This is a genomic window from Pseudovibrio exalbescens DSM 16456, from assembly GCF_000422785.1.
Classification (GTDB): domain Bacteria; phylum Pseudomonadota; class Alphaproteobacteria; order Rhizobiales; family Stappiaceae; genus Pseudovibrio; species Pseudovibrio exalbescens.
In genome coordinates this window covers 434,462-454,331 of the sequence record NZ_AUGS01000002.1, presented here as the reverse complement: position 1 = coordinate 454,331, position 19,870 = coordinate 434,462, and the positions used below count along the sequence as shown (strand labels likewise).

Annotated in this window: 21 protein-coding genes; 7 read left to right on the top strand and 14 right to left on the bottom strand. The window is 56.2% G+C overall.

The features are described from left to right. Positions 1 to 13: 13 nt before the first annotated feature. Complete coding sequence (locus tag G512_RS0104640; RefSeq protein WP_051268902.1) at positions 14 to 784, bottom strand: RibD family protein; 771 nt, start codon at positions 782 to 784, stop codon at positions 14 to 16. Between the two features lie 135 nt (positions 785 to 919). Here G512_RS0104640 and G512_RS19990 point away from each other — a divergent pair, with 135 nt between their 5' ends. From G512_RS19990 to guaD, 3 genes are all read left to right on the top strand, one after another. After that, on the top strand, positions 920 to 1,495 hold the full coding sequence (locus tag G512_RS19990) for a cytochrome b (protein WP_051268900.1): 576 nt from the start codon (positions 920 to 922) through the stop codon (positions 1,493 to 1,495). 203 nt (positions 1,496 to 1,698) lie between these two features. Further along, positions 1,699 to 2,220, top strand: coding sequence for a glycine cleavage system protein R (locus G512_RS0104630; RefSeq protein WP_028480704.1), 522 nt, complete (start codon positions 1,699 to 1,701; stop codon positions 2,218 to 2,220). Between the two features lie 136 nt (positions 2,221 to 2,356). Continuing rightward, positions 2,357 to 3,682, top strand: a complete 1,326-nt coding sequence (guaD, locus tag G512_RS0104625) for a guanine deaminase (RefSeq protein ID WP_028480703.1) — start codon at positions 2,357 to 2,359, stop codon at positions 3,680 to 3,682. A gap of 110 nt (positions 3,683 to 3,792) precedes the next feature. Here guaD and ggt read toward each other — a convergent pair whose 3' ends face one another. The 4 genes from ggt to G512_RS0104605 form a co-directional block, all read right to left on the bottom strand. Beyond that, positions 3,793 to 5,508 carry a gamma-glutamyltransferase gene (gene ggt / locus G512_RS0104620; RefSeq protein ID WP_051268931.1) on the bottom strand — a complete coding sequence of 572 codons (1,716 nt, stop codon included), beginning with the start codon at positions 5,506 to 5,508 and terminating at the stop codon, positions 3,793 to 3,795. Positions 5,509 to 5,774: 266 nt separating this feature from the next. Further along, positions 5,775 to 6,083 carry a hypothetical protein gene (locus G512_RS0104615; protein ID WP_073833132.1) on the bottom strand — a complete coding sequence of 103 codons (309 nt, stop codon included), beginning with the start codon at positions 6,081 to 6,083 and terminating at the stop codon, positions 5,775 to 5,777. Between the two features lie 139 nt (positions 6,084 to 6,222). Then, entirely contained in the window at positions 6,223 to 6,792 is a 570-nt protein-coding gene (locus G512_RS0104610; protein ID WP_028480700.1) for a UbiX family flavin prenyltransferase, read from the bottom strand. Then, positions 6,789 to 8,312 (bottom strand): UbiD family decarboxylase, encoded by a 1,524-nt coding sequence (locus tag G512_RS0104605; RefSeq protein ID WP_028480699.1) that lies wholly within the window; start codon positions 8,310 to 8,312, stop codon positions 6,789 to 6,791. Before G512_RS0104605 ends, G512_RS0104610 begins: the two co-directional genes overlap by 4 nt. Before the next feature lie 149 nt (positions 8,313 to 8,461). On the opposite strand from G512_RS0104605, the gene ubiT reads away from it, so the two are divergent. The 3 genes from ubiT (at position 8,462) to ubiV (ending at position 10,972) form a co-directional block, all read left to right on the top strand. After that, positions 8,462 to 8,998 carry a ubiquinone anaerobic biosynthesis accessory factor UbiT gene (gene ubiT, locus G512_RS0104600; RefSeq protein WP_028480698.1) on the top strand — a complete coding sequence of 179 codons (537 nt, stop codon included), beginning with the start codon at positions 8,462 to 8,464 and terminating at the stop codon, positions 8,996 to 8,998. Positions 8,999 to 9,085: 87 nt separating this feature from the next. Continuing rightward, positions 9,086 to 10,072 carry a ubiquinone anaerobic biosynthesis protein UbiU gene (gene ubiU / locus G512_RS0104595; protein WP_028480697.1) on the top strand — a complete coding sequence of 329 codons (987 nt, stop codon included), beginning with the start codon at positions 9,086 to 9,088 and terminating at the stop codon, positions 10,070 to 10,072. Positions 10,073 to 10,075: 3 nt separating this feature from the next. Next, positions 10,076 to 10,972 (top strand): ubiquinone anaerobic biosynthesis protein UbiV, encoded by an 897-nt coding sequence (gene ubiV, locus G512_RS0104590; RefSeq protein ID WP_028480696.1) that lies wholly within the window; start codon positions 10,076 to 10,078, stop codon positions 10,970 to 10,972. A 30-nt stretch (positions 10,973 to 11,002) separates the two neighbouring features. Here the strand turns inward: ubiV and G512_RS19985 are convergent, their stop codons facing one another. From G512_RS19985 to G512_RS0104575, 3 genes are all read right to left on the bottom strand, one after another. After that, complete coding sequence (locus G512_RS19985) at positions 11,003 to 11,677, bottom strand: GntR family transcriptional regulator (RefSeq protein WP_051268892.1); 675 nt, start codon at positions 11,675 to 11,677, stop codon at positions 11,003 to 11,005. Positions 11,678 to 11,815: 138 nt separating this feature from the next. After that, the gene (locus tag G512_RS0104580) at positions 11,816 to 12,691 is read right to left on the bottom strand and encodes a PI-PLC domain-containing protein (RefSeq protein WP_028480695.1); all 876 of its coding nucleotides are present in this window, start codon (positions 12,689 to 12,691) and stop codon (positions 11,816 to 11,818) included. A gap of 115 nt (positions 12,692 to 12,806) precedes the next feature. Continuing rightward, positions 12,807 to 13,256 carry a YqaA family protein gene (locus G512_RS0104575; protein WP_028480694.1) on the bottom strand — a complete coding sequence of 150 codons (450 nt, stop codon included), beginning with the start codon at positions 13,254 to 13,256 and terminating at the stop codon, positions 12,807 to 12,809. A gap of 145 nt (positions 13,257 to 13,401) precedes the next feature. Here G512_RS0104575 and G512_RS0104570 point away from each other — a divergent pair, with 145 nt between their 5' ends. After that, positions 13,402 to 14,409, top strand: coding sequence for a proline racemase family protein (locus G512_RS0104570; protein ID WP_028480693.1), 1,008 nt, complete (start codon positions 13,402 to 13,404; stop codon positions 14,407 to 14,409). A gap of 75 nt (positions 14,410 to 14,484) precedes the next feature. On the opposite strand, the gene G512_RS0104565 is transcribed toward G512_RS0104570, so the two are convergent. The 6 genes from G512_RS0104565 to G512_RS0104540 form a co-directional block, all read right to left on the bottom strand. Further along, a complete protein-coding gene (locus G512_RS0104565) occupies positions 14,485 to 15,801 on the bottom strand; it encodes a TRAP transporter large permease (RefSeq protein WP_028480692.1) in 1,317 nt (438 codons plus the stop codon). A gap of 3 nt (positions 15,802 to 15,804) precedes the next feature. Continuing rightward, complete coding sequence (locus tag G512_RS19980) at positions 15,805 to 16,317, bottom strand: TRAP transporter small permease (protein WP_208974933.1); 513 nt, start codon at positions 16,315 to 16,317, stop codon at positions 15,805 to 15,807. Further along, entirely contained in the window at positions 16,314 to 17,342 is a 1,029-nt protein-coding gene (locus G512_RS0104555; RefSeq protein WP_102868075.1) for a TRAP transporter substrate-binding protein, read from the bottom strand. Before G512_RS0104555 ends, G512_RS19980 begins: the two co-directional genes overlap by 4 nt. A gap of 107 nt (positions 17,343 to 17,449) precedes the next feature. Continuing rightward, a complete protein-coding gene (locus tag G512_RS0104550) occupies positions 17,450 to 17,992 on the bottom strand; it encodes a VOC family protein (protein WP_028480690.1) in 543 nt (180 codons plus the stop codon). 54 nt (positions 17,993 to 18,046) lie between these two features. Further along, complete coding sequence (locus tag G512_RS0104545; RefSeq protein WP_028480689.1) at positions 18,047 to 18,238, bottom strand: DUF2783 domain-containing protein; 192 nt, start codon at positions 18,236 to 18,238, stop codon at positions 18,047 to 18,049. Positions 18,239 to 18,251: 13 nt separating this feature from the next. After that, a complete protein-coding gene (locus tag G512_RS0104540; RefSeq protein WP_028480688.1) occupies positions 18,252 to 19,853 on the bottom strand; it encodes an FAD-dependent oxidoreductase in 1,602 nt (533 codons plus the stop codon). Between the last annotated feature and the right edge of the window lie 17 nt (positions 19,854 to 19,870).

Genomic DNA, 19,870 nt, shown 5'->3' with positions numbered 1-19,870 from the left:
ACAGCGCCCCATCCTACTGCAAATCAAGATCCATCAGCCAGTCGATGCCAAGTTGATACATGGAGGCGGCAGGCCGCGGCGCATCAGCCAACCGATTGAGCGGCGGCAATTGAATGCCGGTCGGACCGGATCCGATAATGAGTGGGGCCACCAGGACGTGAAGCCGTGACAACAAACCGGCCTGCAGGAACCGTGACACTGTACAAGCTCCGCCCTCTATCAGAATGCGTCGATAATCCGTCAACGCCGCCGCGATGGCCTCGCAACACAGCCGACCATTTTCATCGGGCCTGACATGGCGCACCTCGACATGTTCGGGCACGTCCATCGTGACGCCCTCGCGCGTCAATATGATGGTTGGAGCCGCCTTGTCGTGTAGAAGCCTGGCTTCCAATGGGATGCGCCCGTTCGGATCAATCACCACGCGGGTGGCCTGCGGTCCTTCAACTCGCCGAACGGTCAGTTGCGGATTATCCGCTACAACCGTCCCCACACCAACCACTACCGCATCACATAAAGCTCGAAGACAGTGGAGGTGATCCAAGGCCTCCTCACAGTTGATATAAAAGGAGTCTCCGGACGCGGTGGCAATTCTCCCGTCGACGGATTGCCCGAGCTGTCCAACCAGAACTTGCGTAGACGCCTGACACAATGAGGCAAAGCTTTGAACGTACCCATCCTGTTCCGGAACGCGCGCTGTATCCCTGAGTTTCAGTATTTCTTGCCATTGAGCGGGGGTCAGAACGCCTGCGACAGACTTAGCCAACGGCCGCTGAATATTCATTGATTAGTCCCTTGATAAACCTGAGTACACATGCTCAATGACGCTACGTTACATTAGTGGTATATTATGAATAGAGAGCTGTCGAGTTCTTAAGAAACGGGAGAGCAATCACCCATTCCAGACCAGGGGACGGAAATGCAGTCACCACAGGTTTATAGTGTTACAGCACGTGTCATTCATTGGATCACCGCAGCGGGTGTTCTTACGATGGTGCCCGCAGGTATTGTGATGGTTAACATCGGCTCGGGAGCCCTGCAGAATACATTGTTCGACTTCCACCGCTCCATGGGCGTGGTGTTGTTCGTAATCACGGCGATACGGTTGATGTACCGCTTTGTCGTACCCGCGCCGCCTTTACCGTCCAGTCTGCCGATCTGGCAACGCACACTGGCCCAATCAACCCAAGGCCTGCTCTACCTGATCCTGCTGGTCAACCCATTGGTTGGCTGGGTTGCCACTTCAGCATTCGGCGCGCCAATTTCGGTATTCAATCTGTTTGTTCTGCCGCCAATCGTTGCCAAGGACCAAGCGTTATCTGAGGTCTTGTTCTCTTTCCATACCGCACTCGGCATCTTGATGGCGGTCGCCATTGTCTTGCACATCGCAGGCGCGCTGTATCACTGGCTTATCGCCAAGGACGGCGTTTTTCAGCGCATGACAACCGGAACCAACACAGCGGCAGCCGATGCATCCACACCGCAGGGGAGATAGCGCGCGCGTGAAAAAGACAACAAGACAGGCAGTTGCCATCTCACGCTGAACCCTGTGGCAAGCACTTCCTCGGTCAATTCCTGCCAAGCTTGCCTTTACCAACAGGTGCAAGCCTGTTTGAGTAGTATGGCGAGGCGCTACCATGGTTTGCGCCCAGCCGGATGCGATAGTGAACGCCGAAAGGCCAATTGGAGTGACCGAGAATGAACAAGGAATTGATACTCACAGTCCTTGCGGATGACCGTCCCGGACTTGTCGGATTATTGTCCGCAAAAATCGCCGATCACGGTGCCAGTTGGATTGATAGCTCCCTATCCCGCCTTGGCGGCCATTTTGCCGGAATTCTGCGTGTCTCCGTTGCGCCAGACAAGGAGCGAGATCTGATCGAGGACATTGCCTCCCTGACCGATCAAGGTCTCACGATCACGTTTCATGATGCCAGTGCGGGCGACGGGATCGAAGGAACACCTGCGGTGGTGTCTCTGATTGGACAGGAGCAACCTGGCATGATCAGCCGCGTTTCTGCCGTGTTTGCGGAACTGGGTGTTAATATCGAAACACTTGAATCCATTGTAGAACCCGGCTCCATGAGTGGAGAGCTGTTGTTCAAGGCCACCGCAGAAGTGGTACTGCCCGATTCGGTGACGCCTGAAGCCCTGTCCCAAGCGCTTGAGGCCATTGCTGGCGACCTCATGATTGAGATTTCAATCGCGCCAACCCAATGATTAAACGTGTGACCTGCGTTTACCTCCGGCACCTTTCATAGGTTTTTGCTGCAAAAGCGCCGTAGATGCACTGGCAGGTCACGCAACCTCTGGGCTAATGTGCCATCATCTGAGAACACAGACAAAAGGCAGGCCGATGACAGGTAGATCAGACGTGCCCCGCGCTTTGCGCGGCCATGTGCTGCAGTTTAACGCGAGTCCCTTCTGCGAAGATCCGACAAGTGCCATAACCGATTGGCAAGATGGCCTGATTGTCATTCAAGACGGTCTTATCCATGCCGTTGGGCAGGCAGACGATTTGATGGGCACGTTGCCCGAAGGCACGATTATTGAAGACCACAGCGGTAAACTCATTCTGCCGGGCTTCATCGATTGCCATGCACATTATCCTCAAAGCGAGGTGATTGCATCCTACGGGACGCAACTGATTGAATGGCTAAACACCTACACTTTCCCGGCTGAGGCCAAATTCCGCGACAAAGCCTACGCCCAAGCCGCCGCAAATGTGTATCTGGCCGAAAGCTTCCGCAATGGCATTACCAGCGCGTCTGTCTACTGCACGGTACATCCGGAATCGGCCGAGGCTCTGTTTGAAGCCGCCTCCACATTTTCCATGCGGATGATCGCCGGCAAGGTGCTGATGGACCGCAACGCCCCTGACAACTTGCGGGATACGGCCCAGTCTGGCTATGACGACAGCAAGAGGCTGATTGAGGCTTGGCATGGCAAGGGGCGCAACCTCTATTGCATCACGCCGCGGTTTGCCCCTACCTCAACACCCCAGCAACTAGAGGCGGCAGGGGCTTTGTGGAAGGAGCATCCCGGAACACTGGTGCAGACCCACACCTCGGAAAACCTCAAGGAGATAGAGTGGGTTAAAACCCTTTATCCAGACCACACCGATTACGTTGGTGTTTATGAGCATTTTGGCCTGTTGGGCAAAGGCAGCATCTTGGGCCATGCAATTCACCTGTCTGACCGGGAACGGGCCGTTATCAGCGAGAGTGGTACAGGCGTTGCCCATTGTCCGACCTCCAACACCTTTATCGGCTCAGGCCTGTTTGATGTGAAGGAAGCCCATTATGGGGCACACCCTTTCCGCGTGGGGCTGGCAACCGATGTGGGCGGAGGATCAAGCTTTTCCATGCTGTCCACCATGCGCACAGCCTACGAAATTGCACAGTTGCGCGGGTATTCATTGCATCCGGCACAAGCCTATTATCTTTCCACGGTGGGATCAGCCAAGGCCCTTTATCTGGAGGACCGGATCGGGAATCTGATGCCCGGCATGGAGGCAGACATTACTGTGATAGACATGCATTCCACGGAACTGATCCGGCATCGCATGAGCTACGCGGACACCCTGACCGAAGCGCTGTTTACCCAGATGATCCTTGGAGATGACCGCGCCATTGCAGCTACTTACGTAAACGGCAAAAAAGTCTACGAAAAACCGTCGTGACGCTTTCTGGAGCAAGAACCAGCCCGTGCTTCAGACGAATTTCTTCGTCATATCGGGATGAAACCGTCGGTGAGTATACCACTCACCGACGGTTTTTATTGTCATGACGGTTACCTACCGATCGCGACACCCTCACGGCGGGGATCGGCTCCTCCTTCAAGGCCTTCTGGCGTTATGACTATGCCGTGCAGACCCGAGTTCAGATCACGCAGGTTGACCTCAAACCCCATCTCAGCCAACGCCGGTGCAAGCATTTCTGCGCCAGTGCCTTGTTCCACGTCAAAGGTGCCGAACCGATTGACGGCATGGGGCAACTCAATGGCTTCCTGAATGTCCATGCCCCAGTCAATGTGGGCAATGATGGTCTTGGCTGTGTAACCAATAATGCGGCTGCCACCGGGCGAACCGATCAGCATGTAGGGCTGATCGTCTTGCAGGACAATTGTGGGCGACATGGACGAGCGCGGACGTTTGCCTGGCTCCACACGGTTCGCAATCGGCACACCATCCTTGTGCGAGCGGAACGAGAAGTCCGTGAGCTGGTTATTCAGAATGAAACCATTGCTCATGAGCCGGGACCCGAAGCCGTTTTCGACAGACGACGTCATTGAAACGGCGTTGCCAGCGGCATCAATGATGGAAAAGTGTGTGGTCGAAGGCAGCTCGATGCTTTCATCATCCGCAAGCAGATGAGCATGATCCCATGTGGGGGTGCCGGGAACAACGGCTTTTCCTGGCAGGGCGTCTTCTCGCTGCAACAGCTCGGCGCGTGCCGCAAGATAGCCATTGTTGACCAAACCCGAGCTGGGCATTGGCACAAAGTCACTGTCGGCCATGTAGCGGCCCCGATCTGCAAAGGCCAGCCGAGACGCATCACCGATAATGCGCCATGCCTGCGGATTTTCGGGACCCAACTCCGCCAGATCAAACTGGTTTGCCATGCCGAGTATCTGACCAAGGGTGAGAGCCCCAGAGGATGGCGGCCCCATGCCACACACTTCGTAGCGACGGTATTCGGCACAAACGGGCGTGCGTTCCTTCACCTGATATGAGCTGAAGTCTTCAAGACTGAGAACACCTGGATTATTCTCGACAGTACGCACTGCCTCCACAATGTCCGCGGCAATTGGGCCCTTGTAAAACGCATCCGCCCCGCCTTCGGAAATTGCCTTCAAGGTGGCTGCATAGGCCGGATTGGTCAGAATGCTGCCGACCTCCAAAGGCTTGCCGCCGGGCAGAAAGTAGTCTCGCGTGGCTTTAAAACGAGACAGGCGCTCCTGATCACGGGTGACAAGCTCATTCAGGCGCGGCGAGACTTCAAAACCCTGCTCGGCCAGATCAATGGCAGGCTGGACAAGGTCCGCCCATGGCAATGCCCCGTATTCCTTGTGTGTATCATACAACAAACGAACGATGCCGGGCGTGCCAACAGACCGCCCGCCGACTACCGCATCAAAAAACTTCAGCGGCTCACCGTCTTCGGTTTGAAAGAGCTGCGGCGTGGCCGCACGCGGGGCCGTTTCACGCCCGTCAAATGTAGTCAGTCGGTTATTCTGCGCATCATAGTACACTAGGAAACCGCCCCCACCGATGCCGGAGGACTGTGGCTCGACAAGACCGAGAACCAATTGCACACTGACCATGGCGTCAATGGCATTGCCGCCTTTGCCCAATACATCTTGGCCCGCTTGCGCTGCATAGGGGTTGGCTGCGGACACCATAAACTCATCGGCACGAACAAGAGTCTTGGTGGCACCCGCAGTATGGCTCATTTCCGGTGCAACGCCATCTGCCGCCTGCTGGGCCCAGGATAGCGACCCTGTCATCAGCCCGGTGACAGCCGCCAATGACACGGCGTAAAACAATTTTCTCAAAGTATCCCCTCCTGTCCGCAATTTTATCGGCACGGCGTGTACGCACCTCGGCGCAGGCACGCCGCTAAGCGATCATCTTGCAACTTTAAGTATAATTACGCAAGAACTGCGGAGGGGCACACCCGCACGGGACCATGGAGGCGGTGGAGCACAAGCCATGCGCCCTATTCGACGACCGTCCTGTCAGCGGGGAGAAGAGGAAAATCGAACCTGACGGCTCAGGGAACCAGGCAAAGCGCGTCCGCGCCTTCCTCGGCTTCACAGCATTTCCAGTCGGAATAGGCCGGCTCGCATGAGTCGCCGAGTGTACGGCGCACACACAATTTGGAGGCGTCAAAGCTGCGCCGTTCGTCCGCCTCAAGCTGCCCCAGATTCTGGACCCGACCTTCCGGCGCATTGGCCCCGACAACCACCTGAATCTCACAGATGCTGGGATCTTCGTTGACAACGGTAATGGCCGCACTCGCCGACGAAATGAACAGCAGGGAAGCGCAGATCAAACTTGCGGAACGACTGAGGATTTTCATGATGGGATCTCCGGATGTATCGCGCCCTTGATAGGCATCTTGGTTTTCGCAACCAGATCCTACGGTGTGGCTGTTAAAAAGCTCTGAGCGCAATGCCGCAAGTTCGATATATCCGGATAGCCCCTGAAAAAAGAGGGGCCTACGGTGTTTCCCAACTCTTCAAAGCAGCCACACGCTCCAACCCGAGCGTGGAAACGGCTCGAGCGGCGATCTGAGTGTACATACCCTCAAGCGTTTCCGGCATGGAGTAGAATGGCGGCACCGGCGGGCAGATAATACCGCCCATGCGGGTCACCTTCTCCATTGCCTCCAGATGCCCCAAATGCAACGGCGCTTCACGCGTTACCATGACCAGAGGCCGGCGCTCCTTCAGCGTCACATCAGCGGCACGTGTGAGCAAACTGTCGCCCAACCCATAAGCCACGGCAGATAGCGTGCGCATGGAACAAGGCACGATGATCATGCCATGACCGGGCGATGACCCACTGGCAATCGGCGCCATCATGTTCTCGGGTTCATAAACGGTGGTTGCCATACCGCAAAGACGGTCCATGCCGTCATCACCCAGTTCATGCTGAATGGTATATGCAGCCCCTCGGCTGATGACCAATCTCGTTTCCACTCCCATGGCCTCCAGAAGTTTCAGCGCTTCAAACGCCAAAACTGCCCCTGAAGCCCCCGTAACGCCTACAACAATCTTGCGGCTCATTCCTGTGTCTCCCCTGTCTTTGGTCCCGGCAGCCCATTGGGGAACAACTCATCCCAGCGCTGCTCCACTGCCTTGGCCATTTCTTCAGGCATAACGATGCGTTGTGCCCAGTCGCGCGATGTTTCAGAACCAACCTTCGTTGTGGCGTCAATGCCCAGTTTTCCGCCCAGTCCTTCGAGCGGCGAGGAGAAGTCCAACGTATCAACCGGGGTTCGGTCAAGTACCGTCAAATCCCGAGATGGGTCCATGCGTGTCGCCACTGCCCACATCACATCGCTCCAGTTCCGGCAGTCGATGTCCTCATCCACCGTGATGATCATTTTTGTCATCGTGAACTGGGGCAGAAGTGACCACATGCCCATCATCACACGCTTAGCCTGCCCGGCGTAGCTTTTGCGGATCTTGAGAACGGCAATCCGATAGGAGGCAGCCTCCGGCGGTAGCCACAAATCCACCACCTCGGGCAATTGCTGCTTGAGTACAGGCAGAAACACATCATTCATGGTTTCCGACAGGACAGCGGGCTCGTCAGGGGCGCGACCGGTAAAGGTACTCATATAAACAGCGTCCTCTCGTGCACGAATGCTGGTCAGGGTGTAAAGCGGATAGGGTTCCGCTTCGTTGTAATAACCGGTGTGGTCTCCGAAGGGGCCTTCAATGGCGGTTTCTTCGGGTTGAGCAAAGCCTTCCAGCACGATTTCACTACTGGCGGGAACATGCAGCGGCAACGTTTTGCAGGGCACCAGATCGGGGCGCCGACCGCCGAGCAAGCCTGCCAATGTCAGTTCACTGACATCTGACGGCGTCGGCAAGACGGCTGCCAACACCATGGCCGGATCAGCGCCAATGACTGTCGCCACAGGCATGGGCTTGCCAAGATCGGCCCAAAGGCGATGGTGCGCCGCCCCGCCCCGCATGGCCAACCAGCGCAAGATCGCGGTTTTCTTGCCAATCACCTGAATGCGGTAAATCCCCAGATTGTACGTCGTGGGATCATCCGGACCGGGTGGCCGGGTGATCACAATGCCCCAGGTGATGAGCGGACCGGCATCCCCCGGCCAACACGTTTGAACCGGAAGTTGCTCAAGATCGAGGGGCATATCTTGCAAGACCTTGGACCGGCCAAGCATTTTGGGCCGCGCGTCCCAAGCAGCCTTGGCCACCGGCAAGGCATCCCACACCCCTTTCAAGCCTTTAGGTGGCTTTGGGGAGCGCAGAAACGCGAGCAACTCTCCAAGACGGGGCAGGTCCGCCACATCGCAGCCGAGTCCGGCGGCAACCCGCTCTCGTGTTCCGAACACGTTGGTAACCAATGGCAGGCGCGGCCTTACACCATTTGTGGCTACCGGCGCGGTGAACTTCAAAACAGGTCCACCTTGCGCAATGACGCGTCGATGAATTTCCGTCGCCTCAACGTTTAACGACACATCGGGCGCAACGGTACAGAGTTGATCGCGGGCCTCGAGATAGTGGAGAAAGCTGCCAAGCGTTTCAAACTGGGGCTTCGTGCGTTTGTACATACAGGATCCAGAACCGCAGGGTAGGCGCTGCGGCAATTTGAACTTTCATTACCTCCATTTGAGGGCAGATCCGCGGTGGGTCCTTGACCTCTATCAATGAAGGGTTGGCGATCCGCTTTTACGGAAGATAAGCTTAAGGAGGCTTTCGCATGACATTCCAACCCGAACGCGGCTTGTTCCCCCCGTTTCTGCAACAGGCACTGCGGTTTGCGCCGCCACCGCCCTTGGGGTTTGTACTCACACGAGCCGTTCGCCGTCTGGCGCATCAGCGTCCCGACCTGTTCGAACGATTGGATGAGTACCGCCATGCACACTTCATTATCAATCCGGTCGATTTGCCACATGTCTTTCGCCTGATACCAAACGGCAAGCATGCCAGTGTCGAGATGATCGCGCGCAAAAACATGCCTGAGGGCACTGCACGGATCTCTGGCCCGCTGATCCTGCTGCTTGGGCTGGTGGACGGCACGTACGACGGAGACGCCTTGTTCTTTACCCGCGACCTCGTGATTGACGGAGACACGGACGCCGTGCTTGCCCTGCGTAACACGATGGAAGAAGCAGACCTGACACCTGCCGAGCTACTCGGGTTCAAGGGCGCGTTACGCGACCATCTGGACTCGACCGCAGACAAAACATTTTCTGCTATGCGCCGATATCTGCACGCGCCTGAAGTCAACGCCTGAGTATCAGCTCATTTGTCACGCGCGTGACCTCACTGAATTCAAGGACCTGACCCTATGCAACAGGACACCACAACTGCCTCCAGAACCATGGAGCTGGTGTGCCCCGCAGGCACGCCTGCCGCGCTGAAGGCTGCTGCCGAAGCCGGTGCGCACAGCATCTATTGCGGCTTCCGCAATGAAACCAACGCCCGTAACTTTCCGGGATTGAACTTCTCCGAGAAAGAACTGAATGCAGGCGTGAAAACTGCACGCCGGTATGACGCTGATGTGCTGGTTGCGGTGAACACGTTTGGCCGCGCCGGTGATCTGGACCTTTGGAAAAAAGCCGTGGATGCGGTTTCCGCTTCAGGTGCCCATGCGATCATTGCGGCCGATCTGGCTGTTCTGGACTACGCTGCCGAGAACCATCCCAACTTGCGTCTGCACCTGTCGGTTCAAGCTGCCGCAGCAACGCCGGAAGCAGTCAATTTCTACGCTGATACCTTCGGCGTGCGCCGTGTCGTCCTGCCGCGCGTGATGTCAGTTGAAGAGATCGTCAAGCTGAACAAGGAAATCGACGTCGAGACCGAGGTGTTCGTATTTGGCGGCCTCTGTGTGATGACCGAAGGACGCTGCGCTCTGTCTTCCTACGCGACAGGCAAGTCACCCAATCTGACCGGGGTTTGCTCGCCTCCCGGCGATGTAGACTATAATGACAATGGGTCGACGTTGTCGGCGAGATTGGGCGGGTTCACAATCGACTGCTTCAGTCAGGGTGAAACTGCCGGCTACCCAACCTTGTGCAAGGGACGCTTCAACGCCCAGGGCGAGACCAGTTACCTGTTTGAAGATCCGGTTAGCCTCAATGCAGCGAGCCTGTTGCCGAAGCTGCAAAAGGCTGGTGTGACAGCAGTGAAAATTGAAGGCCGCCAACGTGGCAAGGCCTACATTTCTCAGGTTGTGAAAGCCTTCCGCACCGCCGTTGATGGCTTGAGTGAGGGACGTACATCCGAAGCAGAAGTGTCGGCCATGCTGGCCTCCATGACCGAAGGCGGCCGCGAGACCACCGGTGCCTACAAGAAGATTTGGCGGTAAGACATGACAAACATCGAATTAGCCCTGGGACCAGTCTTCTTTAACTGGCCCAATGAAAAGCTGCTGGACTTTTATGCCCGCATTGCCGATGAGAGCGACATCGAGCGTGTATATGTTGGAGAAGTTGTCTGCGGCAAACGCATGCCGTTCTCTGACAAGGTATATCCGCAGATCATTGAACGCCTTCAGGCTGCAGGGAAGACGGTGGTGGTATCCACGCTGGCCCTGCCCGTTACTGTTCGGGACCGCAAGTCCATCGATGCCCTGAGCGATTGGGACGGCTTGGTGGAAGTGAACGACTTCTCCGGTGTGGCGGCACGAAAGGGGCAACGGTTCGTCGCCGGGCCGTTCATGAACATTTACAATGAGGGTGCTGCCCAGACTTTGGCCCGAATGGGCATGGAGGGCGTTTGCCCACCTGTGGAGCTGCCGCTGAGCTCTGTGGAAGTCATCGCGAAGGCTCTGCCAGAGATCGAGATGGAACTGTTTGCGTTCGGTCGGTTGCCCCTGGCGGTTTCAGCTCGGTGTTATCACGCGCGAGCGCACAAACTCCACAAGGACAACTGCCAGTTCATTTGTGATCAAGATCCAGACGGAATGGATGTGACAACGCTCGACGATCAGAACTTCTTGGCGGTCAATGGCATTCAGACCCTGTCGAACACCGTGCATGCCACCACGTTGACCCAAAGCGAAATCGAGAAAAAACACATCAAGCGTTTGCGCCTGTCTCCCCATTCTGTGGACATGGTGTCGGTTGCCAAGACGTTCCGCGCGTTGGCAACGGGCCGTATCGATAGCGCAGAATGTGAAGCCCAACTCACCAGCCTGCCCCTACCCGGACAACTGGCCAATGGCTACACCAAGGGCAAGCCGGGCCATTTGTGGGTTGCAGATTAAAACGTCCGCTTCAGCCCGCTGAGACTCTGTTCATTCAGCGGGCTGTTGTGCGCGATGCATGTCATCATATGCAGCCAGCAAACGCGCGCTTTCGTTCTCCAGATGCATCTTGTGGCGTGCATAGGCCAGCTCTCCCTGCCCGAATTGGATCGCCTCGTACAAGTCCTTGTGTTCATGGGTTGCGGACTGGTTATCCTCGGTACGTTCCAGCAAACACATGCGCGCCCGGTATGTTTGATCCCACAGTTGATCAAGGATGGGATACATCCTGTCATACCCGCTCAGAAACAAAATCTGTTGGTGGAACTTTCGGTCTGCCGCCGCCCAAACCGCGTTTTGCCGCTGGCGTTGTGCGATGGACATCATCTCCATCGCATCCTGAAGCGGCTTCAAATCTGTTAGATTAGGGCGTCGGTCTGCCAATTGACGCGATGCCAACGGCTCCAACGCCGCGACGATCTCGTAGATCTGCCGGATATCCTCACGGCCGAACCTCAGCACCTCCATGCCGTGTCGCGGTTTCAGGTGCACCAGTCCGTCCTTTTCCAAAAGCAACATGGCTTCTCGAACAGGCGTCCGGCTCATATTGAGGTAGTCTGCCGCCTGCTGTTCAAGCAACCGGGTATCTGGTGGCAACTTTCCGGAGAGGATCGCCTCCTTCAATCGCACATAGGCAAGACCAACATTGGAGCTGATTGCAGGCATCGTCACGCTAGGTTTTCGTTATTTTCCTTGCAGCAATATAAGAGTTTGCGGAGCCACGTCAGGTCGTCGAAACCCTTAACGCGTCAAAGTAGAAACCACAAAATTCAGCAATTACTAATATGGCATGACTGATTGATTTCAAAGGTTTTTTCTTTTGTGCAGGCCCCAGTCCTCGCAGGCACGCAAAACAGGGAGCACATCTCGGGTTGTCAGTATGGAAGCCCCTGCGTCAAGCAAACTGCGCCACAAGGCCCGACGATACTGCAAATCCGTCGCCCCAAAACGCTCTTCAATGTGACCAGCGTTGACGCAAACCCGCGCTTTTTTGGTTCGGCATATCGAGAGCGCCTTGTAGAGCTCAGTAAAATGCTGAAACGACACTTCATGCGCATGTACGCGCAGATCAGCCAATTGAGGGTTTGCTTCGAGTTGCTGTGCGGTACTGCTCATCATGACGGGAACGCTTTGGAAGAACGGGGCTTCAATCAACGCGGCAAGCGAGCCGATGGTCCCTGCATCCAACCGGTAGACAATACCGTCGCTCCAGCCCGCCATGACCAGCGTGTCCGTCAGTTGCTCGTAGTCCTGCACGGTTCCGCCGTGAAGGCGCAAACAAAGGATCGCCTTGTGATCGATCACTTCCAGCAGGCGGTTCAGATCCACGATCCTTTCATCGAAACCAAATCCAAAGCCGTTCTCGTCTGTCCATCCCAAATGGATTTGACGCCATTTCTCTGGCTCGAGTTCACCAATCAAACCGATCCCATCGGATTGGTGATCGAGTTGCGGTTCATCCAGCACAACCCAATTCCCTTGGGCATCGCGGTGCAAGTCCACATCTAGGCCATCTACACCTGCGGCTATGGCGTGTGAAATTGCTGTTGCCGAACACCGCGGCATGGCACCCCCCAAACCATTTCGACTGAAGACGAGCGCTCCTCCCTCGTCATAGTTGCACAACCGGTGCCATGCAGTGCGTGGCGCATTTTCAAAAGCGACGGACTGTAGGTCCATGCGACGCCCTCTTTCCGAACTGTCTCTGTCTTGCGAGCACAACACAAACGATGCGCTGGCTAGTCGCAACACCTTTGGCAACACACCCCCGAATCCCAAAGGCCATATATCAAGGTTAAAAGCCCTGCTGCCACAAAATCAATGCTGTAGCGATGGATGCATACCGGGCCGCTTTGCCAACAGTGACCAGAACAAGAAATGTGACGATGTTGACCCGAAGCGCGCCAGCAACAACCGTCAGCGGATCTCCAACCACGGGTACCCAGGCGAACAGCAGCGTATATTTGCCGAACCGATCGAACCAACCGACAGCGCGATCATAATGACTGGCGCTGACTGGAAACCAACGAGTGTGCCTGAGGTGCAAAAGGAACCGACCGAATGCCCAGTTGATGCAAGAGCCGAGCACATTGCCAACGGTGGCAATTACCACGAGCACGGTGATATCCGCCTGTTTGAGGACGATCAGCGCTGCCAATGCGGCCTCGGAAGTGCCCGGCAACAAGGTGGCCGACAGCAAGGATGTAACGAAGATACCTAGATAGACGTCCATTAGTGCACGCATGGCCCCGGCAGAATTTGGATCGCCGTTGGGTACCACAGGGCAGAACGGACTGCAGCGGCTATTTCGTTCGTGAAAAAGTCATTCACAACAACGGGAAACCGCTTTAGTGATATACGACAGAACCTGAAAGCGAGACCCTGTTGTGATGTTGCCAAATCTGTCTGTAGTTGACATGCATACCGCGGGTGAGCCTATCCGAATTGTCCGGGAGGGCTATCCTGCCATTGAAGGCCACTCCATTTTGGCCAAACGACGGTATGTCTCGGAAAATCTGGATTATTTGCGCAAGTTCCTGATCTTCGAACCGCGTGGCCACTTCGACATGTATGGGGCTGTTCTGGTGCCGCCCGCCTTGCCGGATGCGGATTTGGCTGTGTTGTTCATGCACAATCAGGGGTACAGCACCATGTGTGGTCACGCCGTGATCGCCTTGGGTCGCTATGCCGTGGATGCTGGTTTGGTGCCCGCGTGCGAACCGGTTACCGAAGTGCGGATTGAGTGCCCCTGCGGATTGGTCACGGCGCATGTCGAGGTCAAGGATGGTACGGCGGGCGCGGTTTCATTCGTCTCTGTGCCAGCATTCGTTCACTCAAAGGACCTTGTTATTGCGCCTGCCAGCCTCGAAGACCAGATCACCGTTGATGTGTCTTACGGCGGCGCATTTTACGGGCTGGCCAAGGCAAGCGACTTTGGTTTGGATGTCCGCCGCTCCACAACCCGCGATCTGGTGGAGGCGGCCAACGAGGTGAGTGCAGCCATTCGTCAGGCCGTGAAGCTGGAACACCCGGAAGAGGCGGATCTGGCCTACCTTTATGGCACTATACTGACAGATGGCAACGATGCTTTCAGCGACCAGCCAACCGCGAATATCTGCGTGTTCGCCGATAGTCAGGTGGACCGAAGCCCAACCGGTTCAGGGGTAACTGCCCGTCTGGCTGCTCAATATGCCCGCGACTTGATCGAGCCGGGACAGGTGCGTGTTTTTGAAAGTTGCATTGGCACGACATTCAAAGGTGCCGTGGCCGACCTGACCGCATGCGGTCCCTTCGAAGCCATTCGTGCACGTGTTTCCGGCAAGGCACACTATACGGGACGCACAACATTTCTTTACGAAGAAGACGATCCTGTCGGCTTCGGGTTTCTGCCGCGCTGAGGCGGCCAACAAATAAGCCCCCGCCAACACTAAACGGGGCGGGGGCTTCAGCTTGAGTCTATTAAGGCTCGGCAGCTACATGGCTCCCACAAGCCACAGGGAGATGGAAGGCAGCGCGATCAACAACAACAACCGGACAATGTCTGAGAGCCAGAACGGCATCACGCCCTTGAAGATGGTGCCCAATGACACGTCGCGCAGAACATTGCGCAAGACGAACACATTCAGGCCAACAGGGGGTGAAATCAGACTGATCTCAGTCACAACCACGACAATGATGGCAAACCAGATCAGCACCGCTTCCGGGTCGGCCAGTGCGGCAACCCCAAAATCCAGCTCCATGATCACCGGATAGAAAACCGGCACGGTGAGCAGGATCATGGAAAGACTCTCCAAAACGCAGCCCAGCGCAATGTAGATGAGGACGATCGCCAGAATGACCAAGTACGGGTTCAGATCCATTTCGAAGACAAGATCAGACAAGTAATAGGGCAACCCAGCGAAGTTGATGAAGTTTGAGAACACTTCCGCCCCGATGATGATGACAAAAATCATCGCCGTGGTGCGTGCGCTCTCAAGCCCGGCGCTGAACAGCCGTTTGACCGTCAAGCCTCCCATACCCAGCGCGATGAGGAATGCAGCTCCCGCCCCGATGCCCGCCGCTTCCGTCGGCGTGAAGAACCCACCGTAAATGCCGGTCATGATCAACAAGAAAAGACCCAGCACGGACAGTACACCATACTTCTCACGGGTGCTGAATGGCTCGTTGTTCTCGGCCTTAGGAGCCAGTTCCGGCTTGATCAGCGTGGTGATGTAAATTGCGAGCATGTAGAGGACAAGCCCAAGAATGCCGGGCAGAACTCCCGCCACGAACAGCTTGCCGATATCTGTTTCGGTCAGCAGCCCGTAAATGATCATGATCACACTAGGCGGGATCAAAATGCCCAATGTGCCGCCGGCCGCAATTGACCCGGACGCCAAGCTGTCTGCGTAGCCATACTTGCGCATGGATGGCATGGCGACCTTTGACATGGTTGCGGCCGTCGCCAGGGAAGAACCACATACTGCGCTGAACCCCCCGCAAGCAACAACGGATGCCATGGCCAATCCGCCGCGGGCGCCCCCCAGCAACCGGTTGGCTGCTGCATACAGACCGTGGCTAACTCCTGAAATCGTGAGCAGATTGCCCATCAAGATGAACAGGGGGACAACGGAGAGCGAATAAGACAGGCTGGTTTCAAAGCCGATGGAGCTGATCATGGACCATGTGGCGCTCCAGCCGCGCATGGAGGCAAACCCGACGGCCCCCACCGCAATCATCGCGAAAGCGATGGGTACGCGCAAAAAGATCAGCAAAAGAAGAGCGGCAAAGCCGACGAGGGATTCGAACATGGATCAGTACCCTCTGCGCAAGGCAGTGGACAGATGTTGCAGAGCATAAAGGCCGCTTAACAGGGCACAGGCAGCAGCAAGCCATGCCAGCGGCGCAAACGGAAGGCTAAGGGCATTGGTCACGGCAGCATCTGCAGCCAACTCGTGCGCACGAACGCCCAAACGCCATGCCAAAATGAAAAGAACAGCCATGGACATCAGGGCAGAGATGAACCTCATGAAACCCTGCACCACTGGAGGCATGATGAAGTAGAACAAGTCGACTTCCACGTGCTCACGGGCTTTGGTTGTCAGAGGCAGAGCGGCAAACACCAACGCGCCCAACATGAGCTGCGTTACCTCGAACGCACCGCGAACCGGCGCATCGAACCAATATCGCCCGACGACATCCACCAGTGTGAGCAGCGTCAGCCCTGCCAGCAGGAAAATGCAACCCAACCCTAATCCCAGATCCAGCATCTGGGAGACGGAGCGCGCGTGACGCGCGCCCCGACTATGGGTGGTGGCCCGGCTCACTGTGAAACCCCGGTCAACTCGCGCAGCTTGCTGAGCGCAGCTTCGCCGTCATACCCATCTGTGGCCACAGCCTCGGCCCACGCGCCTTCATAGCCCGTGGCCTTTTCGCGAATTGCATCAACCATGCCCTGAGGCGCTTCGTAGATTTCGATGCCGGCCTCGTTGATGGCCTCGATCGCCTTGGTATCCGCATCGTTCCACGCCGTGCCCACGCGCTCGGCAAAAGCAGGACCGGAAATAGCTTCAATTGCGGCGCGGTCTTCTTCAGAGAGCTGGTTCCACTTGTCCTCGTTCATTACCAGGAACCAGGTCGTGTTGTAGATGCCACCGGGAACCTTCATGGAATACTGGACATGATCCAGAAGGTTAAAAGCCGTAAGCGCCTCATAAGTGAACGTCACGCCATCGATGATACCGCGAGACAGAGTCTCATAGACTTCGCCCGAAGACATGAAGATGCTGTTGGCACCCATATCGCTCATCAAATCCGCAATGTAGCCGCCCGGCACACGGATTTTCAGGCCTTCGAGATCGGATGGCTGTTCAATCTTGCGCACGTTGTTATGAAGCAGGCCGGGCCCGTGAACGAACAAACCAAGGAGCTTGGTGCCCTCGTGCTCCTTCTGGGCCTCCAAGTCACCGGCATAGACTTCCCAGAAAGCCTTGGATCCGGACACAGCATCATCGCCAATGAAGGAGAACTGACCAATACGAGACCGCTGGAAACGGTTGTCCTTGGTGAACGAATGCAGACCATAGGTGATGTCAGCAATGCCATCGCGCGCCATGTCGAAATGCGCTGGAGGCGCGCCCGCCGGCTTTGCCAGAACACGCACGCGCACACGCCCATCGGTGACATCGCTCACCTCGCGAGCCCATGGCTTGATGGCATTGACGACAATCGGATGCTTTGGCGGCAGCCAAGACGACAGCACCAGCGTTTCAGCAGAGGCCTGTCCAGTCACAGCGAAAGGGGCCAGCAGCCCGGCCACTGCGGCGGCAAGTGCCGTTTTCTTAAAAAACATGTTTATTCTCCTCCCAATAAACAGCAAGCCTGATGTCAGGTAGTGTCACGAGCCAACCAGCCCGCGTATGAGCGGCAGGGTTTCCGCCGCTCGCGGTGTTCGGCAGATCAATCGCTGCTCAGTTCTTTCTTGTGCATCCAGTCCGCATGCTTTGGTGCCCGCTTGGTCTGGCTCCATTCTTCCAGCATGTCCCACTTCACGGCATCCAGCTTCTTAAGCATTTCTTCCTCTGCCGGATCCGGGCAGGCCAGTTCGATACGATGCCCGTTGGGATCAAAGAAGTAGATGCTATGGAAGATGGAGTGGTCGGTAACACCCAATACTTCAATGCCATTCTTCTCAAGATTTTCCTTGAACTGCAGCAAGGTCTCGCGATCCTTCACCTTGAATGCAATGTGCTGAACCCAAATTGGCGTGTTCGGATCTCGTCCCATCTCAGGCTTGGTTGGCAACTCGAAGAACGCCAGCACGTTACCCTGACCAGCATCGAGGAAGATGTGCATGTAGGGATCCGGCTCATGGGTCGAAGGCACCTTGTCCTCCGCAATGGCCAGAATGAAGTCCATGTTGAGGTTCTTGGTGTACCACTCAACAGTTTCCTTGGCGTCCTTGCAACGGTACGCAACGTGGTGAATATGCTCAATTTTCATAGGTCGTCTCCCTTGTCTCGTCACCCTCTGGAACCGACAGGCCCCATTGGTTGATCAGGCGTCTCTGGCCAGCTTGAAGGCTTCACGCAGGACGTCTCGGTCGCCAATATGGTTGGCGAGTATCAGGATCAGCTTGGCATTGAGGGCCTGGCTTTCCTCCATGGATTTATCCAGATGCAAGGCCAGCAGCTCTTCATAAAAGCCATCAGGATCCTTGATGTTGGCAGCAGTATTGAGCGTTGCCATTTCAGCCTCCTCCCTAGTGGCCAATGGCGCGCATGAGCGCCTTTTCAACTTCCGCAGCATTGTAGGTTTCCCACCGCGCTGCCACATGCTGATCGGGCCGCATCAAGTACACTGCGGTTGGGGCGTCTCCCAAGTAGCGCTCGGCCAGATGCGATCCCGGTTCGGCGCTGTGTGCAACGCTTGTGATCCTGATGCCGGCAACATCCAGCTCGGCCGGTGTGTCTGCATTGATCGCCAACAATTGAAAACCGTTGCCCAATTGATCCATCAGCCATCCGCCTTCGACGGGCGCATCACTTGCAGGCGCGCCCGGGCGAGACCGTTCGGGCATGTCCGGATGATCTGGCCCGTTCAGAGGGGAACCATCATAGGTACTTGGCATGGACAACCGACCGGAATTTACCAATGGCCGGGCAAAGGCTGTGTCCTCGGACAAGTCCAACACGGCATTCCGGAAAATGCGGCTCATCTCTGTTTTAGGCGTGATGAAATCCGTCGACCGGGATGAGTTCAAGATGTTCTCATCTGCGGCGTAAACCCGCTCCTGATCATAGGTATCCAGCAGGCTTTCGGGCGCCTTGCCGTCCATGACCAGTTTGAGCTTCCAGCACAGGTTATCGGTATCCTGCAAGCCGCTGTTGGCTCCACGTGCGCCAAACGGGGATACTTGGTGCGCGCTGTCGCCAGCAAAGATAACGGAACCGTGGCGGAATTGCTCCATACGGCGACACTGGAAGGTGTAGATGGACACCCATTCAAGTTCAAACTCGACGTCCTCGCCCAGCATGGCTTTCAGGCGTGGGATAACGTTTTCCGGTTTTTGCTCTTCTTCCTTGTCGATGTCCCAGCCAAGTTGAAGATCGATGCGCCATACATTGTCCGGCTGCTTGTGAAGCAGAGCAGATTGCCCCTTGTTGAACGGTGGATCGAACCAGAACCAACGCTCGGTCGGGAAGTCCGCATTCATGACCACATCGGCAATGAGGAAGTTGTCCTCAAATACACGCCCGCGAAAATCCAGATCCAGCATTTGGCGGATCGGCGAACTGGCCCCATCACAGGCGATGACCCAATCGGCCTCCACCGAATAGGAGCCCTCCGGCGTTTCCATGGTCACAATAGCAAAGCCATCCTTTTGCTCGACCTGGGTGACCTTGTTGTTGCCGCGGATTTCAATGGATTTTCCCTCGGCCTTGAGCTGCTGAACACGCTCGACGAGATACTCTTCCAGATAGTATTGCTGGAGGTTGATGAAGGCGGGGCGTTTGTGCCCATCCTCCGGCAAAAGATCGAACTGGTAGACCTGCCGTTCGTCGAAGAACACCTTGCCGATGTTCCACTGGACACCCTTGTCAACGAACTTGTCGCCACACTTCATGCGATCAAGAATTTCCAGCGGTCGCTTGGCATAGCACACCGCACGGGACCCCCAACTCACCTTGTCGTTCTCATCCACCACGACCACAGGAACATCCTGCATGGCCAGATCGATTGCCGCGGCAAGGCCAATTGGCCCTGCCCCGACGATGAGTACCTTATGCCGTGCCGGTGTAGCGGCATCCTGATCCGCCGTGCGGACATAGGGATAAAGTGGCACTTCAAAAATTTTGGTCATGCTTGCTGCCTCCCAAC